Annotated in this window: 17 protein-coding genes; 7 read left to right on the top strand and 10 right to left on the bottom strand. The window is 45.6% G+C overall.

The genetic code is table 11. From position 1 onward, the window contains the following. Positions 1-42 precede the first annotated feature (42 nt). Both G441_RS0105040 and G441_RS0105035 read right to left on the bottom strand, forming a co-directional pair. On the bottom strand, positions 43-1,251 hold the full coding sequence (locus G441_RS0105040; RefSeq protein WP_026375343.1) for a histidine kinase: 1,209 nt from the start codon (positions 1,249-1,251) through the stop codon (positions 43-45). Further along, complete coding sequence (locus tag G441_RS0105035; RefSeq protein ID WP_240485085.1) at positions 1,248-1,922, bottom strand: response regulator transcription factor; 675 nt, start codon at positions 1,920-1,922, stop codon at positions 1,248-1,250. The genes G441_RS0105040 and G441_RS0105035 overlap by 4 nt, the downstream gene beginning before the upstream one ends. A 129-nt stretch (positions 1,923-2,051) precedes the next feature. Between G441_RS0105035 and G441_RS0105030 the strand changes: the two genes are divergently transcribed. Together G441_RS0105030 and G441_RS0105025 are read left to right on the top strand one after the other, a co-directional pair. Then, positions 2,052-3,305, top strand: a complete 1,254-nt coding sequence (locus G441_RS0105030) for an aspartyl protease family protein (protein WP_169726046.1) — start codon at positions 2,052-2,054, stop codon at positions 3,303-3,305. 109 nt (positions 3,306-3,414) lie between these two features. Continuing rightward, positions 3,415-3,882, top strand: a complete 468-nt coding sequence (locus G441_RS0105025) for a helix-turn-helix domain-containing protein (protein ID WP_034474469.1) — start codon at positions 3,415-3,417, stop codon at positions 3,880-3,882. A 108-nt stretch (positions 3,883-3,990) separates the two neighbouring features. Here the strand turns inward: G441_RS0105025 and G441_RS19170 are convergent, their stop codons facing one another. Genes G441_RS19170 through G441_RS0105010 form a run of 3 tightly spaced genes read right to left on the bottom strand, consistent with a single transcriptional unit; the run spans position 3,991 to position 5,130 of the window. Continuing rightward, positions 3,991-4,488 (bottom strand): hypothetical protein, encoded by a 498-nt coding sequence (locus G441_RS19170; protein WP_051275347.1) that lies wholly within the window; start codon positions 4,486-4,488, stop codon positions 3,991-3,993. Between the two features lie 25 nt (positions 4,489-4,513). Beyond that, positions 4,514-4,693 (bottom strand): hypothetical protein, encoded by a 180-nt coding sequence (locus tag G441_RS0105015; protein ID WP_026375339.1) that lies wholly within the window; start codon positions 4,691-4,693, stop codon positions 4,514-4,516. 26 nt (positions 4,694-4,719) lie between these two features. Further along, complete coding sequence (locus G441_RS0105010) at positions 4,720-5,130, bottom strand: hypothetical protein (RefSeq protein ID WP_026375338.1); 411 nt, start codon at positions 5,128-5,130, stop codon at positions 4,720-4,722. Between the two features lie 154 nt (positions 5,131-5,284). Here G441_RS0105010 and G441_RS0105005 point away from each other — a divergent pair, with 154 nt between their 5' ends. Together G441_RS0105005 and G441_RS0105000 are read left to right on the top strand one after the other, a co-directional pair. Then, on the top strand, positions 5,285-6,661 hold the full coding sequence (locus tag G441_RS0105005; RefSeq protein WP_026375337.1) for a hypothetical protein: 1,377 nt from the start codon (positions 5,285-5,287) through the stop codon (positions 6,659-6,661). Between the two features lie 148 nt (positions 6,662-6,809). Further along, on the top strand, positions 6,810-9,374 hold the full coding sequence (locus tag G441_RS0105000; RefSeq protein ID WP_026375336.1) for a zinc-dependent metalloprotease: 2,565 nt from the start codon (positions 6,810-6,812) through the stop codon (positions 9,372-9,374). 77 nt (positions 9,375-9,451) lie between these two features. Here the strand turns inward: G441_RS0105000 and G441_RS0104995 are convergent, their stop codons facing one another. The 4 genes from G441_RS0104995 to G441_RS0104980 form a co-directional block, all read right to left on the bottom strand. Continuing rightward, a complete protein-coding gene (locus G441_RS0104995; RefSeq protein ID WP_156896280.1) occupies positions 9,452-10,264 on the bottom strand; it encodes a DUF4198 domain-containing protein in 813 nt (270 codons plus the stop codon). Beyond that, positions 10,261-11,154 (bottom strand): copper resistance D family protein, encoded by an 894-nt coding sequence (locus G441_RS0104990; RefSeq protein ID WP_026375334.1) that lies wholly within the window; start codon positions 11,152-11,154, stop codon positions 10,261-10,263. The genes G441_RS0104995 and G441_RS0104990 overlap by 4 nt, the downstream gene beginning before the upstream one ends. Before the next feature lie 16 nt (positions 11,155-11,170). After that, on the bottom strand, positions 11,171-11,518 hold the full coding sequence (locus G441_RS0104985) for a copper resistance CopC family protein (protein WP_026375333.1): 348 nt from the start codon (positions 11,516-11,518) through the stop codon (positions 11,171-11,173). Between the two features lie 123 nt (positions 11,519-11,641). Further along, positions 11,642-12,019: a MerR family transcriptional regulator gene (locus G441_RS0104980; RefSeq protein ID WP_026375332.1), complete on the bottom strand. Its 378-nt coding sequence runs from the start codon at positions 12,017-12,019 to the stop codon at positions 11,642-11,644. A 97-nt stretch (positions 12,020-12,116) separates the two neighbouring features. Between G441_RS0104980 and G441_RS0104975 the strand changes: the two genes are divergently transcribed. After that, positions 12,117-12,848 (top strand): MauE/DoxX family redox-associated membrane protein, encoded by a 732-nt coding sequence (locus tag G441_RS0104975; RefSeq protein ID WP_026375331.1) that lies wholly within the window; start codon positions 12,117-12,119, stop codon positions 12,846-12,848. Between the two features lie 99 nt (positions 12,849-12,947). Here G441_RS0104975 and G441_RS0104970 read toward each other — a convergent pair whose 3' ends face one another. After that, positions 12,948-13,628 carry a PEP-CTERM sorting domain-containing protein gene (locus G441_RS0104970; RefSeq protein WP_156896279.1) on the bottom strand — a complete coding sequence of 227 codons (681 nt, stop codon included), beginning with the start codon at positions 13,626-13,628 and terminating at the stop codon, positions 12,948-12,950. A 190-nt stretch (positions 13,629-13,818) separates the two neighbouring features. On the opposite strand from G441_RS0104970, the gene G441_RS20050 reads away from it, so the two are divergent. Then, positions 13,819-14,097, top strand: a complete 279-nt coding sequence (locus G441_RS20050) for a protein NO VEIN domain-containing protein (RefSeq protein WP_026375329.1) — start codon at positions 13,819-13,821, stop codon at positions 14,095-14,097. A 272-nt stretch (positions 14,098-14,369) separates the two neighbouring features. Continuing rightward, positions 14,370-14,717, top strand: a complete 348-nt coding sequence (locus tag G441_RS0104960) for a hypothetical protein (RefSeq protein ID WP_026375328.1) — start codon at positions 14,370-14,372, stop codon at positions 14,715-14,717. The last annotated feature ends 1 nt before the right edge of the window (position 14,718 follow it).

The following is a 14,718-nucleotide window of genomic DNA, read 5'->3' as shown; positions in this document are numbered from 1 at the left end:
CCTCATTTAGTTCAAATACAGGGTAAATGAGGTGAAGTGAAATCAGAGTGAAATATAAACAGAAAATTGCGCGTCAGCGTTTTCAATCCGGTATTGCCAGCCCAATAGCTCTGCGATTCGGGTAACCAGATACAAGCCCTGGCCAATGCCTTCGCTGTCTTTACCTTTTATTCCACGCTGTGTCACATCGCCCGAAAGTGAAGCAGTACTACGATTGTGGAACGCTATGCCTTTTTCGCTTGCCTGTATACGTAGCACCTCATTGGCGCCGTGAGTAATGGCGTTATTGATCAGGTTGGTTAAAAGCAGATCGAGTAAAACAGGATTACAAGTGACCATCATGCTGTCGTCGATGACAAGTTCGACATCCAATGACATTCTCTTCGCTGCCATGCACTGCATAATGTTTTGCTCGACGTGAGATTTTAAAAGACAAGGCTGCTTATCCAACGATTCAGCTCTTGCCAACGCGAACAATACGTCAATCGTATGCTGCATTTGCCTGCTCACTTGGCGAAGCTGGCCAAGGTCCTCTGCAGTCAAACCGCGATTTTCAGCAAGCGTGACAATATTATTCAGAATGGTCAGAGGCGTTCGCAATTCATGATTTACATCCGTTGAAAAGTCCTTCTCCCGTTGCAAACTGCGCGATAGCCCATCAATGGCCTGCTGCATGGTGTCAGCTAGGTAACCAAGCTCGTATCGTAATTTAGGTAATGGATCCTTGTTCTTCAACGCTGCAGTGATCTCAAGCACGGGCTGCACCGTCTGGGAGGCGAATTTTATCGCTAATGACACACCGATGACTAAGGCCAGCACCACCCCTATTAAAAAAAAGCCGTAAAACTGGGGAGTGGTTGTGACCGTCAATAGCGGCGAGACCTCGGCAACTAAATACCCTTTTTTATCTTCGCCAAGGTCTAGCTCGCGGAAATGGTAATGTTCGTCTGTGGCTGTAAACACTTCATTATCATCTGTTCCTTTTTCAATCGCGTGAATAATAAATGTCGGCAGTGCATCTTTGCTTTCAAATACGTCGACGAAGTCGAGCCGGGATTCATCCAGTTGACCAGACTGGGCGTAGCTGCGTTCGAGGTGACTGGCTTCCATCTCAAGCAGACGAAAAATGATTTTGTCCTCTACGATAAAAGCAGCAATGCCGGCAAGTGTCAGAAATAACGCCGTAAGCGCAAGACTCAGTCCAACAAACATGAGCAGCGTTTGATGTTTAATACTGGAGATCAACTTCATTTATCCACGACCAGTTGGTAGCCAAGATTCATCACGGTCTTGAGCATTGGGTAGGCAAAAGACTTATCCAATTCCTGCCTCAGCGAATAAATGTGCGATTTGAGCGCATCACTGTCTGGTGGTGCGTCTGCCCATAATTTATGAAGAATCAGGGAGCGAGACACAGGCTGTGGAAAATGTTGCGCCAATATGACCAGCAGTTCAAACCCAACATGAGTCAATGCAAGCGTCTCACCTGCTCGACTAGCAGACCTGGCGGTTAAATCAATGCTCAACTCACCCACTTCAATCTTTTTATGCTGATGCAGGTTGTCTCTGCGAGCCAATGCTTGGCAGCGCAGCGCCAGTTCACGCAAGTCAAAGGGCTTAGTAAGGTAATCATCAGCACCTTGATGAAAACCCGCCGATTTATCTTCGAACCGATCCCGTGCCGTCACCATTAGCACTGGCGGTGTAACCTTTGCGTTTTGCTTTATCGCCTCACACACCTGCAAACCATCCATATCTGGCAGATTCAGATCCAGTAGCACAACATCAAAAATATCGCTGACTGCCAATTGAATACCCAGCTGTCCATTGTGAGCGTAGTCGACATGCCAGTTATGGCCTGAAAGGAATTCGACAATTTGCTGCGCAATTGTAGGGTTATCTTCTATCAGCAGAATCTTCAATCTATCTATCCTGGCCTGCAGTCATTCTGTTCACCTTACAAGAAACAAAGTGAAATCCGGGTGAATTTCACCTGTTTTTCACCTGGTTTTTCTATTCTTGCACGTCCGATCCCAATGGTACTGATAACGATGCAAATTACATACAACAAAAACTTCCGCTTGATGCTTACCTGGGCCAGCATCCTGGCTCTTAGCATACTCCTTTCTGGCTGTAGCACAGTCAATTCGCTGCGAATGACACGTATCAACGCTGATGTCACACCAATAGTTGGCGGTGAGAGCCGTGTCAAACTGAAATCGGTCTATGAAGGTGAAAAGCCTTACGTCTATGCGACAGTAGATGGCCAGGAACTCCTGTTTCTGGTTGATAGCGGCGCCAGTTTTTTGATCCTGATGGACACCCCCAAGGTTCGACGCCTGAAGCTTGAGCGGGGATTTGATCTGGCGCTGAAGGGCTGGGGCGAAGAAGACAAAAGTGCAGCATATCAGACAACGGTCAACAAACTTGAACTCGGTGATATCTACTTTGAAGATCTGGGTGCGGCCCTGATCCCCGTCTCCCAGAGCCAATACTTTTTGCGCGATGATGAAGCGATTTTTGATGGCGTTATCGGCCATGATTTGATGCGCCACTTTTCATGGGAATTTGATGCCAATGTAAATGACATCGTTATCTCAACTGAGCCTTATCAACCCGTTCCCAATGCGCAGTACCTTGAATTTGATACGTTTCTCAGCAAGATTTCAGTGAAGGGCTCACTCGCATTTAATCCATCACACAGTATAGAGGGTGAATTCCTTATCGATACTGGTAGTCGTCACTATGTGAAATTAAGTACTGCCTATGTCGACAACAACGAGTTGGACATTGCTTCAGCACGAGTACGGGCGGCGGACTTTGGATTGAGTGGCATGGTAGAGCATGAGAGAGTCACATTACCATCGCTTGCGCTGGGCGATATTCACCTCAACAATGTTAAGGTCAATCTGATCCCTGGTGATGATGAAGATGACTGGTGGGTGATTGGCAATGCCTTGATGAATCAGTTTAAAACTATCATCGACTATAAGAGTGATGCTTTTTACCTTGTTCCCCAGGCCCCTTTTAAGACGGACTACAATCTCTCAGGTCTGGAGCTTAGAAAAGTTCGAAGTGGAGAGTTTGTTGTCCGCTATGTTTCCCCAGACTTACCTGCCAGCGAACTCGATATTCACGTTGGTGATCTGGTGACGTCGATTAATGGAATATCTTCGCAGAAAATGACGCTTGCTAAATATAACGATATTGCTTCAGTCCCGGGCACACAGCATATATGTATAGAAAGAGCAGCGCGTTGTTTTGAAATAGGTGCCGAACCTATTATTGGGTATTCAGATTTCTAAACGTAAAATCCTTCAATACACAGTTTTTAGGCACTGTCGGGCAAATGTCGGGGTGATTTCGTAACCGACATTGCTAGAATTCATTAACACTCCTGACCCAAGGTTGCTTATGCAGACATTTACTTTGAAACCTCTACGAATTAGTCGTCTTTTGTCGCAAGAACAACTTGCACAAATGTCTGGCCTAAACGTAAGAACGATTCAGAGAATCGAGAGCGGGCACAATGCCAGTGCAGAATCGATGAAGTGTATTGCTGCAGCCTTGGATGTAGAAATTGATGAGTTAATTCAGGAGAAGGCTATGATCGATAAAAACTCAGAAAACTGGCGTGCACTGCCGTTATTTTTAAAAATTTGGTTTATGTTTAATTTTTTGCAGTTAAGGCCAACCCGAGATTCTGCAACACGAATTGAAGTCATTGCCCATGCATTCGGATTCTTATTTTGTTGTGCAGGGTTTGTGAGTGAGCCAGCACTCGCTGGCGGGCTTATCTTGCTTGGCTCGGCGTATTTTTTCCACTTCCTGAAGTGGCAGGGTGATAAATACGGCATTTGGTATGAGCACTCCACTGACTAACAAAAGAGACGATTAAACGTGTAAAGGACTCAGATATTTCTGAGTCCTTTTTTATAACTTCATCGTCAAAATATTGACCGACTGAACCTTCAAAATAATCGCTGACAGTTATTCCGCTTCTGCCATAACTTGCACAAAATACTTCAAATCATTTTGCTCGGCATAGTCAGTAAACACCTGCTTTAACAACTCAAAATGTTCAGAGCCTTTGGCAATCCCAAAGTAAGCGTTAACCCTGCGAATGGGTGTGATGGTCACGTTGTCAGCAAACATCAGGGCGTTATATTTTTGCAAATGCTTCACATTAGACTGATAAGAAATGAGCGCATCACTACGCCCCTTGAGGAAAAATTGCAGCGCTGATTCCGCTGTCGGCAAATCAATAAATTTATAGTGTTCTCCTACCAGCTCCTGACGACTTCCGTTGTAATCAAAATTACGAATTGCGGCAATGGATGTGAAGCTATCTTTACCGCCAGCACGATAAAGATTGATGACCAGCTGTTTTAGTGGGGGCTCTATAAATTCAACTTGGGGAGCAAGGGCTCTGGTATCTTTGACGTTTACCGTAAAATCAACGTCTGCATGTTCGACCAGACGATACATCCTTGCTGGTAGCGTACACACCACTTCAAGTTCGATGTTGTGAGAGCTCTGACGATGGTCGTCCTACCAAATAATGCTCAATCTCATCAGAGCTTAAGCCCACAAATTCAGACGCCACCGGATAAGGGCCCATCCCAGGTGGCGTCAGGGATGTTGCACTGACAGTATTGATGCCGATGAACAGCAGACCGACTATCTCCAACATCTATATCGTCAGCTTATATCTCATACTCACTCCGCCGCACTGTGTAAAACGTCATCTTGCATTCGCGCCAGCATCGCTCGTTCTGTGCCAGATTTATAGCTCATTTGATGATGAAACGTACTCACAGTGAACATAACATCGGCATGCGCGTCCTGGGTCAATGATTGCTTTATGATCTCGACTTCGAGTGCTAATGACGCAAAGACGGAGTCATTGACTGCTGTAGTGTCTATATTATCAGCCAGTGCTTGTGAACTTGTAATAGTGAACAGTGCTGCTGCGAAAAGTGGTTTTGCAAATCTCATGGTAACGCCCTCGCTTGGTAAATTTTTTGATATCGCACTTGTATAGTAGGGCTGAAAGCGCATTTCGTTGCGCGTTACTCGTTTGTTGAACTTGAAAAAGCGACCAACAACAGCTGTTACATTTTGATGCATTTTTGGTCGATGAAATATGGCGTTTCAACGTCCCTCTGACACATTTGTACATCAATTGCTGAAGTTTACTATACGCAGATAATGTCTCGAGATTATGCACTTTTTCTGTTGTTATTAAGTAAAAGTTATTACTGCAATTTACATTTTTATAACAATGATAAAATTAAGAAAGCATGGACAAGTCCAACCCGGTTTCAAGTGGGGCCCCTTTACCGCACGTATCCCATTTATTCACCTTCGGTTATCTCTTTCAGATTTGCTGCAAGGCTTCGCCGTGTCTGGTGCGACAGGTCTGGCGTTGGTGCCGTATTTCACCATGTTGCTGGGCTTATCATTTGAAGAAGCGGTGGTTATGGCCCTCATCCATAGTACCCTCATCGCGTTTTCATGGATGCTGTTTGGCGACCCTTATGCGCCGGGCTGGCTTACCCCTGCGATACCCTTTGTTGTCGCGTTTATAACTGCGCCCGCCTACCTAGGTGACCATGTCGCTCAATTTCAAGCCATGACCGCACTCTCTCTTAATTTCGCGATGATATTGATTGTATTGGGGCTAACCGGTTGGGGCGCAAAGCTTATACAGTCCGTCCCCAATGTGCTTAAAGGCGGGATCATCCTTGGCGCCGCGATAGCCGCCTTTTTACGTGTAACAAAAGACGGAGATGCGGCGAATGTGTTTCAATCGGCTCCCATTGCGGGCACGCTGGGCGTGGTTGTATGTCTGCTTGCGGCGTTTTCGAAACCCCTGCAACACATTGCACAGCGTAATAAGCTTATCGCAACGATCTTAAGTCTTGGATTACTGCCGGGCTTTATCATTGCCGGTACAGTGGGGTATTTCACTACAGAGCTCGAATTTAATATCCGCTGGGAAATTCTGGATATCGCAGGCGCCACTGCAGGGCTGTGGGCAAAAGCGTCCCCCTTCGCAATAGGCTGGCCGCCACTTGAAGTGTTTATCTCCTCGTTTCCACTGGCATTGATTACCTACATACTCTTTTTTGGTGACGTGGTAACCGGTAATGAAATGATCCATCAGGCACAAGAGGAGAGAAAAGACGAGAAGCTTGATGTCAACACCAGCCGCGCACATCTGGCTACAGGTATCAGGAACATTATGATGGGTATTTCAGCGCCATTTTTCAGCACACAAGGCGCGCTGTGGACCGGTATTCAGGTGGTATTGTTGAAACGTTGGACTCAAGCAAAAGAAACCAATCATTCCCTGTTCGACAGTATTGGCAGCTTTTACATTTTAGGCTTACCTATCTTATTCATCCTGCTGCCATTGGTGACGTTACTCGAGCCGCTGTTGCCCGTTGCACTAGCAGTAACATTGATACTTACTGCTTTTGCCTGCGCGACACTGGCACTGTCGTTGGTAACAGATGCAACCGAACGTGGTGCCATGGTGATCACGGCAATGGCGTTTAGTTTGTTTGAACCCTGGGCAGGCTTGTTAATAGGCTTATTCACTATTGCGGCACTGTGCGGCCCATCGGTATTTTTACCCAAACGCGGACACCATTAATCCGACCAATTCTATTTTGCTGCTCAGGCTATACGGACATAGCCTGTAACATTTTTGTTAATCTTTTGACTCTGCAAAGAAGTATAACGTTACGGTTTTTAAATTGAGTCGCACGGTGACTCTCCCCTACCACTTCGGATAGTAAATGATGAAATACCCTACTCTCGGATGGCGTGCATTGCTGATCGCCACCTCACTGACATTTACGTCAGCCTATGCTGATAACCATGAAGAAAAAGATGGCGAAGAGAAAGAGGAAAAAACCCTCGCTGATACCATCGAAGGAAAAACGAGCTACGAAGGACTGTTCAATGTTTATCGCGATCCTAAAACAGGTGAAGGATATGTGGCGGTAGATAAAGCCCAGCTCGACAAGCCTATTCTGTACTTTGCGTCTACCCAAAATGGCGTTGTGGACGCGGGTCACTTTCGTGGCGCATTCAGACAATATCGATTGATTGAATTCAGACGTCATTTTGACCGTTTGGATATTGTGTCCAAAACACCGCGGTTTTATTTCGACCCTGACAGTGCATTAAGCAAAGCGGCAGACGCGAATATCAGTGAAGCGGTATTGGTCTCAACCAAGATTGAATTCGAAGACGACAATACTATGCTGATAAAACTTGATGAGGTGTTTAAAAACGAACAGCTTCATCGGGTGGAGCCGATGCCGAGCTCTGATACCAATCGCGAGAAAGCGCGCTTTAAGCCCGGTAAGTTCAGTAAAGACAAGTCGCGCATTCTGAACATCAACAATTTCCCAGAAAACACGCACATCACCGTCGACTACGTGTATGAAAATGACACACCTAAAGTCCGCGGTGGTGCTGAAATCACGGACCCGCGCTATACCACGCTGACCTTGCAGCATGCGTTTGTTGCATTACCTGAAAATGACTTCAAACCGCGCCGTGATGATTCCCGCATCGGTTATTTCACGCAATATTTCGATGATATGACATCAGATCAAACGGCCAATTACCGTGATGTGATTAATCGCTGGAATCTGGTCAAGAAAGACCCGGATGCAGAGGTCTCTGATCCAGTTGAACCGATCGTCTGGTGGATTGAGAACACTACCCCGGTTGAATGGCGCGACACTATTCGCGATGCCACACTGGCGTGGAACAGTTCATTTGAAAAAGCCGGTATCAGCAATGCCATTGAAGTCAAAGTGCAGCCAGACGATGCGGACTGGTCAGCAGAAGATGTGCGTTACAATGTGCTGCGCTGGACATCCTCACCTCGGCCGCCCTTCGGTGGCTACGGTCCGAGCATTGCGAACCCTCTTACTGGCGAGATCATTGCCGCTGATATCATGCTCGAATACAACTTCATGAAGGGCCGCTGGATCGCCTCAAGAATGTTCACAGACGGTGTTGACGCCAGTGAGCCAGAGTTTGAGCTGGAAGGCGAAGACCAACTGTATTGTTCGCTGGGCCATGGTTTAAGTATGAATATGGCATTCGGCCAAACCGCAGCGCTGGCCAACGGTATGGGCGATATTGAGCAAGACCGCATGATGCGTCAGGCCATGTATTACCTTATTTTACATGAAGTGGGACATACGCTGGGTCTGAACCACAACATGCGCGCGACACAAATGCATTCGCCAGATGATGCGCATGATATGGCTAAAACACAGGGCGTGCTAGCTGGCTCTGTGATGGATTATCCGGCGATCAATTACGCCCCTCCTGGCGTCGAACAGGGTGACTTTTACTCTGAGAAACCCGGCCCGTATGACGACTGGGCCATCCTGTATGGTTACTCACAAGCGCTGGATGACCCAGAAGCTGAAGAGGCACGTCTGGAACAAATCCTGTCTCGCTCAATGGAGCCTGAGCTGGCGTTTGCCAACGATGCCGATGATATGCGCCAGGCTGGCCGCCACATTGACCCCCGAGTCAACACATGGGATATGTCCAGTGATGCGATTGAGTACGCCAAAGACCGACTGGAGCTAATTAAATCGATGGCAGCCACACTCAAAGACAAGCTGTTGAGTGATGGACGTAGCCATAACGACCTGCTTGTCGGTGCAAACGTTCTGATGAATGAAATGAACAGGCAATCAGGGGTCATTTCTCGCTACGTGGGTGGCGTTTATGTCGAGCGCGCAGTAGTTGGCCAGCCCGGCTACACGCAGCCGTTTACGCCTGTTCCGTTGGATACTCAAAAACGCGCAATGAGCGTGCTTTCTGATTACATCTTCGCGCCGGATGCGATTGCGGATATGGAATACCTGTTCGCCTATCTGCAACGTCAGCGTCGCGGCTTCTCAGGCTTTGGCGATAATGAAGATCCTAAACTGCATGAGATGTTGCTGACTGCGCAAAAACGTGCACTTGATCACTTCCTGCATCCGAATGTGCTGACGCGCATGACGGACACCTCGCTCTATGGAAACGAGTACAGCCTTGAAGCGATGATGACAGATTTGACCAACGCTATCTTTGAAGCTGACCGCAAAGGCGATGTGAACAGCTTCCGTAGAAATCTGCAGGTGGAATACGTTGAACGTCTGATTGCTGCCAGTGGTCTTGAAAAAGCCAGCAAGCACGACAACATAGCAAAAGCCATGGCGACCTATGAGCTAAACAGAATTAAAGAGCTGGTAAGTTCAAACCGTGGCGATCAGGCCACCAAGATCCACCGGTTTTACGTCAGAGATCTGATCGACCGGGCCTTTGAAGCCAGTCGTTCATAAGCGGCACTAGGATCACTGTGAAAAGCCCCGCTGTTGCGGGGCTTTTCTGTGTCTATTCGAAAAGTTCAAAGCATTCGTCAAAGTGACAAGACCAACGTCGCTTGATCGCTATGATACAGCCCATCTGGCTTGTCAGGTAAAGTCAGTGCAACGGCTGCAAGCATTACTGACCCCGACATCTTGCCATTTAAATCAACGTTGCCGTTTTCATCTGTCATAAGCGTCAGCGTTTCTTTTGACGTATTTTTCACTTTCACTTTATGGTTCGACATAGCTTTTCCTTCAAAAAGAAGCCGAAAACGACTATTTGAATCAGACACTGCAATAAATTCTAATTTTTGCCCGACGGGCGTAGACATAAAGTTCCTTTTATCATCACAGGACGTGACGCACGCAAACGTCTTGGTATGTTTGACGTAACTTCTTTGCAAGGACGGATTTCCCGGCAGTGCATGAAATGCCTGCTTTACGTCTGATGTTGCGCCAATTTCATCTAAATACTCGTCGACATTGTCGTTATCTATTGCACCTGCGCGAACTTTGGTACTGATTGCCGCAGTGATGACACCGCTCTCTGACCCGTTTAAGTTTATTGATAAATACTCTTTATTTTTGGCATAGAATGGAGAATCTATTGCCTGTGCGTTTAATGTAAAGATGGCCAAATCAATGCGGTTTTCATCCACTCCCCAGGTTTGCTCTGGGAAACTTAGCCCACTCGACATGCGTATCTCTGCATCATCGTTGACTGGGTATATCTTTTGGACAGGCAATAAAAAAGTGTCATGAGCCAACGCCTTAAGTGCTATCAGGCTACAAAAAACACACATCCAATAAGCTATCGCATAATGTTTCTTTCTCGTTTTCATAATTATTGTTCTCTTGTTCAAAATTCAGGCCCAACTACCGTTGTTAATGCGGCAGTGACCGACAAAATTAGCACCGCAACTATCATTTCATTGGCAATGGATTGAGATAGTAATGCTCGTCCTTCGCCACTTTGTATTGCAGGAACAAGCCTCAACTTATTTCTTGCAGCGATTCCCAAAATGCTTACAACCAGACCAAGTTTAACTAACAGCGTCAGGCCATAGCTGGTAGTGAAAAGAGCATTTACACTCCCTATGAGTTCAATCGCAAGAAGAACACCAGCCACTACTGATAAAACAACCATCACACTGGCCTGCTTGCCGAAAGACTCCATCATCAGGATAAGTTGCTCATCCTCTAATGCGTCACACGCACGCTTTAATGGATAAAGGCTACCAAACCACCATGCCATCACCAGAACGTGGAACAGAAGCAGTAATTGATTTGTGAAGCCAAGCTCTGAGACATGTCCAAGCTGGATAAACGAATAAGCCAGAAACAGTGCGGCTACGACCAGTATTAGTTGAATGCCACCACGCAGAAGCCTGGATAACGTCACTACTGAAGCGAGCATCACAGCCAGAAGTACCATAGTCAGCCCAACTGCACGAAACAGCGCGATATCTCCTATCGCGGCGCTCCACATCATGTTCACGATAAACGAGTCGAATGCGCCTTGTAGGCCAGCCTCTGCCATCAGCCCGGTGGTGGCAAAAAACCACACAGCGTTGGCAAGCAAAGCTATGGCAACGAGTGTTATTGTCAGTTTGGGGATGTCAGGTTTGACGGCAGACTGATTCGCCCAAGGCTTGCTGAACGCGAAAAATGCATATCCAGCCGCTAACACAAAGCCAAAATAAAAGAATAGTTTTGATATGACTATCGCACTATTCCAAATAGCCGTTTCCATATTCTTACAGCCAGAATTAGTGAACCATAAAGTTCAGAGTTTCGGTCATTTTGTGACCGTCCTGACCGAAGAAAATCATATCTACTTTATAGTTGCCTGCAGACAGCTGAGGTAAATCCCAGGAAAAGCTGTCGCTCGCAGCGTTAACAGGTTTAAATCCAAAGTCGACTTTCTTCCCTTGTGGGCCTGCCAGCATTACCTTTACTAGTCTCACATCGCTGCTGAACGTTAAAGATAATGATTGTGGGGAGCTACTTAACATTGCATTGTCAGTAGGTTTACTTTCTTTCAGCTGTACATGAGCAAATGCCGTACTTGAAAAGACGAATGCAATAGCTAACAAGTAAGTAGTTAAATTTTTCATAGATTCCTTTTGCTTGATTGGGTGTGGCTGTCATGTATGTCATGCAATGATACGCAATGTGAAGTACTTTTCATCCTGAAATATACGCAGCTCGATTTTTAACGTGAGAAAAAACGCCCTCAGTCAGTCTTGCAGGGTCTCAAGAATCGGACACGGGGCATCTTTACTTGCTTTGCATTCCCGAACCAGTTCCGATAAAAACAATTTTGCGGATTGTAATTCAGCGATTTTGTTCTCTAAATTTCGCATCTTCAGCTCAGACATGTTGCGGATCTGGTTTTTATCTCGTAACGAGTCTAGTTTGCCAAGCTGCTTAATATCTTCGAGTGTAAAACCCGCTAATTTAGCTTGTTTTATAAACGCCATTTTCTCTACATGGGCGGATGTGTAGTGCCTGTAGGCCCCTTCTGATTTAGGTATGGGTAACAATCCCTCTCGATGATAAAAACGCACCGTCTCTACATTAACGCCAGCTCTTCTGGCGAATTCACTTACCTTCATTTTTACCTCTGGGATACTTTTGCAGGTGCTACTATTGACAGCGTACTCAGGTACGCAGTTTAACATCATGCTTCTCTAAGCAAACAGGACCATTTTTATGGCAAAGATAGCTACGTTATATCGAATGGAAACAGGCACACACACATGTCCTTATGGTCTTCGTGCGAAAGACCTACTCCGTCGTCAGGGATATAAGGTAAAAGATAACGTCCTCAAAAGTCGCAGTGAGGTTGATTCACTCAAGCTCAAACTTGATGTGAAAACGACACCTCAGGTGATTATCGATGGCAAACGCATAGGAGGCTTTGAAGACTTACAACTGTTCTTCGGAAATAAAAAGAATACTGAGAACAAGACAAGTTATTTTCCTGTCATTGCGGTATTCATAGTAGCGGTACTGCTTACCAGCGCAACCACACTCCCGGCACCCGCTCAAATAGGTATTCAATCTATAGCAATGAGTTTCATCGGGTTTTCGATGGTCTTGCTTGGCTTACTTAAACTGCAAAACATAAAAGGATTTGTGAATAGCTTTCTGGGATATGACTTATTAGCGAGACGCTATGTCTCCTATGCATTCATCTATCCTTATGCCGAATTGCTGGGCGGGTTTTTAATGTTAAGCGGCACCTTGGCTGTTGTTTCCATTCCGATCATGCTTTTTATCGGGGGCATAGGCGGGATATCTGTTATCAAGACTGTCTATATAGATAAACGGGAATTGAAATGTGCCTGTGTTGGCGGTGACTCAAATGTACCTCTAGGATTCGTGTCATTTTTAGAAAATGCAGTCATGTTTGGTGCGGCAAGTTGGATGCTTTTCACCTGAATTAGGGGATGTTTACAATTACACTATCGTGAAGCTGATTGATTGCAGGCACAAAAAAAGGGAACCGCAGTTCCCTAATGCATAAGATGAAGTTTGATCTTACTTTTTGAAGCGACGTGCTCCTAAACCGATCATTCCTAACGCTAGGATGGCTAGTGTTGATGGTTCTGGGACTTCAACTCTCTCCCACGTTCCTATTAAAAGCGCCGATTGAGTACTGATGCCATCATAAGGGGCCAGAACATCACCTCCTAAAGGACCGGCAAGCAAATTTGAATAGCCCGCAGCTGAAACCGCCCAAGTTACAGACCCAGTGAAAGCTAAAGAGCCTTCATCAAAAGTCATACCAAGGTCAGGGGAAAAATTCCAAATATTGAAAAAAGTAGCACTAGAAAGCCAATAATAATTTGGATTATCGTTACTGACTTGGTTGGCGCTGGTAATATTTCCCGAGATAAAGCTAATACCGAGGTCAGCGAAACTAATAGGCGTGGCAAATAAGTCCATCAAAGAAAAGCCGGTAAAACCATCATTACCTGAATAAGTTGAGCTTGATGCGCCATCCGTCGCACTAATGGTAATCTGATTCTCAACCGACAAGTCCACCATGAGAACCAGCGCTGCATTAGCAGAACCACCAATCGCTAATGCCAAGCCGAGAAAAGCCGCTTTTATCATTTTAAGCTTCATACTATTTCCTTTGATTGTATATATAACCTGTTGAGTCAGTGTTAATGTCTTAATTAATAAGATACCGTGATATTGCAATAATAATGCCACTCTTATTTACCTTTAAATAACAGAGATATACAGATTAAATAAATTTCAGAAAACGAAAAGTGTAAAATAAGCTGACAGTGAAATGTAGCGGCAGACTAAACCCGAACACCGTTTTAAGTGGTAGCATTTCACTTAATAACGAGTTGTTCAATGAGAAGACAAAGACGGTCATTCAGTCCGGAATTTAAACATGATGCGGCCATGCTGGGACATATCTTCATTTGACGAACACGGCAAACCAGTGGACATTGAGGTTAAATCAAGCGTCGGCAAGTCAATCAACCAGCTAATTATGACTAGAAACGAATGGGAGGCGGCGAAAAAGCATATCTCCTACTATTTCATTTATCTGGTTGCTGGGGTGAATGAGAAAGGTGCTAGGCACATTGAAATTGTCCAAGACCCCTATGGACTTCAACTTAAAGGAGTAATTGAAATTAACATAGCTTCTTACCAAATTATGCTCTAGTTGGTGGGTCACTGTTGCAGGAGCTGATTGTTCAGCTCTTCACCGTATCTGAAAACACCTCTTTAGTTTTCACCTACTTTACAGAAAAGATTTCTGTCTGTGGCCTCGGAGAGGTATATTACGAGCCGCTCGTTAAATGAGATATATCGTCCTATGTCTGGCCTGGTTGCTCAACGAAAAAGGTCGACTAGTTTCCAATCAACTCCTTCCTGAACAACTACGCTGGACTGCTTAACGATACCGAACAAGCCCGGTAACTATGCATTGGTTATGTGGCTTATACCGTTGTAGCTTCACGTTCGCCTGAGGGAGAAATAGGTGGCTTCGGATGGCAAGCGTTTGTTGCTTTTGGGGGGATTGCCCTGTTCTGTGCAGCAAGTGACCTCTTACATATAAAACGTAACGGAGCAGAAGGAAGTAAGCGATTGTTCCGTCACCTGTGGCGAATGTTTTTTCCTCTATTCATGGCTACGGCGGCATTCTTTTTAGGACAGGCAAAGCTATTGCCAGAAGCTATCAGAAGAATCGAGTTTTTAGCTATCCCAGTATTCCTCGTGCTCGCGATAATGGTATTCTGGATAATTAAAGTGAAATATTCACGTCGCTTTTTGACGGTGTAGA

Origin of the sequence: Aestuariibacter salexigens DSM 15300, from assembly GCF_000429145.1 — a bacterium.
Taxonomy (GTDB): Bacteria; Pseudomonadota; Gammaproteobacteria; order Enterobacterales; family Alteromonadaceae; genus Aestuariibacter; species Aestuariibacter salexigens.
This window is presented reverse-complemented; position numbering and strand designations above follow the sequence as displayed.

Bases quoted from the DNA above. Each gene is read 5' to 3' on its own strand.
- G441_RS0105000 (WP_026375336.1), top strand. From the start codon at position 6,810: ATGAAATACCCTACTCTCGGATGGCGTGCATTGCTGATCGCCACCTCA.
- G441_RS19170 (WP_051275347.1), bottom strand. From the start codon at position 4,488: ATGTATCGTCTGGTCGAACATGCAGACGTTGATTTTACGGTAAACGTC.
- G441_RS20050 (WP_026375329.1), top strand. From the start codon at position 13,819: ATGATGCGGCCATGCTGGGACATATCTTCATTTGACGAACACGGCAAA.
- G441_RS0104990 (WP_026375334.1), bottom strand. From the start codon at position 11,154: ATGGAAACGGCTATTTGGAATAGTGCGATAGTCATATCAAAACTATTC.
- G441_RS0105030 (WP_169726046.1), top strand. From the start codon at position 2,052: ATGCAAATTACATACAACAAAAACTTCCGCTTGATGCTTACCTGGGCC.
- G441_RS0105025 (WP_034474469.1), top strand. From the start codon at position 3,415: ATGCAGACATTTACTTTGAAACCTCTACGAATTAGTCGTCTTTTGTCG.
- G441_RS0105040 (WP_026375343.1), bottom strand. From the start codon at position 1,251: ATGAAGTTGATCTCCAGTATTAAACATCAAACGCTGCTCATGTTTGTT.
- G441_RS0104975 (WP_026375331.1), top strand. From the start codon at position 12,117: ATGGCAAAGATAGCTACGTTATATCGAATGGAAACAGGCACACACACA.
- G441_RS0105015 (WP_026375339.1), bottom strand. From the start codon at position 4,693: ATGTTGGAGATAGTCGGTCTGCTGTTCATCGGCATCAATACTGTCAGT.
- G441_RS0104985 (WP_026375333.1), bottom strand. From the start codon at position 11,518: ATGAAAAATTTAACTACTTACTTGTTAGCTATTGCATTCGTCTTTTCA.
- G441_RS0105005 (WP_026375337.1), top strand. From the start codon at position 5,285: ATGATAAAATTAAGAAAGCATGGACAAGTCCAACCCGGTTTCAAGTGG.
- G441_RS0104980 (WP_026375332.1), bottom strand. From the start codon at position 12,019: ATGAAGGTAAGTGAATTCGCCAGAAGAGCTGGCGTTAATGTAGAGACG.
- G441_RS0105010 (WP_026375338.1), bottom strand. From the start codon at position 5,130: ATGCATCAAAATGTAACAGCTGTTGTTGGTCGCTTTTTCAAGTTCAAC.